The following is a 1,563-nucleotide window of genomic DNA, read 5'->3' on the forward strand; positions in this document are numbered from 1 at the left end:
CTTTAAAAATAGCAATGCAAAAATCAAAAGAAAATGCTAAAGGCGCTAAAACCACTAAAACCTGTATCAGATTTCGCTTCGCTCAAACAAAACTGACTTGCGTCAGTTGAAACATTCAAAGCAGTTAAAGTCCAGTCGCTAGCTCCTTCGGACTTTAACTGCTTTGAATATTGGCTTTAAATGGCTCTAATTTGCTCTCTAAGCCATTTTAGCTGTTAAATGCATAATTAGCTGTCTGTCAACGGTAAATCGACGTAGAACGGCTTTTAGCCGTTCTAGGAGGCTTTAAGGAGTTGACAGACTCACTAGACTAAGACACTTTTGCGCATGCAAAGAAAAGCACACCTGCTTTTTTTGCCTGCCTCACGGCGAGTGCGGGGTGAGTTTGAGCGGGAGCACCCGCTCATTTATGGGNTGCGACCGTACTACGACCCCCCTTTTAAGTGCCGAGTGCCAATTTTGGTTAAAAATGGTCTTCAAGCCTTTAATATCAATGGTTACAGAGTTTTAAATCTCGGCGAGTTTTCGGCGAGTTTTTAGCGAGTTTTTAGCGAAATAGAGATTTATAGCATATATTATTGACAATAATGTTGCAAAAAAGCCTAATAATGGTGTACTTAAATTTGATTTAGTTTGGAGTATAAATATGGCTACAAATAAAAAAAGAATTACGGTCAGTATAACCGAAGTCCAGTATTTTACTTTGGAAAATCTTGCGAAATAAAAGGGTTTTTCTAAGTCTTCAATTTTAGCTTTAGCTTTAGAAAATTATTCTAGAAAGGAATTAGAACAAAAAAAATAAGCGAAAACTCGGCTTGGGCAAGACGATAGTTTCCGCTAAACATTGTTGTTCTATCAAGGTTATTTTACCATTATGGCAAAAGACAAATCAAGATACTTCACCTTTTTGTTATATCCTGAATCTATTCCAGAAGATTGGAAATCGAAATTAGAATTAATTGGTGTTCCAATTGCTATTAGTCCATTTCATGATATGGATGAAAAAACTGATAAATCAAAATGGACACCTGATGATGTCATACGAAATGGCAAGCACTATAAAAAGCCGCATTATCATGTTGTCTATGTGGCTAAAAATCCAGTTACTGCTGATAGTGTTCGGTACAAGATTAAACAGCTTCTAGGTGATCGGAGTATCGCTAAAGTGCAAATAGTCATCAGAAGTATGGCAAGCATGTATTCATACCTTACACATGAGTCTAAAGATGCTATTGAGAAGAGAAAACATAAATATAATAAAAAAGATATTACGCTGATAAATAATTTTGATATTGATAGATATATATCGCTTGATGTGGAAGATAAAGACGACATGCTGAATTATGTTTGTGATTTGATTGATGACCATAATTTGGCAAATATGCGTGAATTGAGACGCTTTTTAAAAGCTCATGGTTCAGAATATGGCATGCCTAGTATCAAGGTCGTTAATTCGGTTTTACGTGCTCATACTGGACTGATAAGACTATATTTCGATGCTGTTTATCAGGAACGCAAGTATGGCAGAGGAGACATAGACAAAGAAACTGGCGAGATACAAGA

General features: G+C 36.2%; 1 protein-coding gene. It reads left to right on the top strand.

Features of this window, described 5'->3' with window-relative positions:
- Window positions 1-874 precede the first annotated feature (874 nt).
- A partial coding sequence (locus tag OXT66_RS09555) for a replication protein (protein ID WP_268597050.1) occupies window positions 875-1,563 on the top strand: 689 nt, incomplete at its 3' end.

Origin of the sequence: Lentilactobacillus senioris (genome assembly GCF_026798195.1) — a bacterium.
Lineage (GTDB): Bacteria > Bacillota > Bacilli > Lactobacillales > Lactobacillaceae > Lentilactobacillus > Lentilactobacillus senioris_A.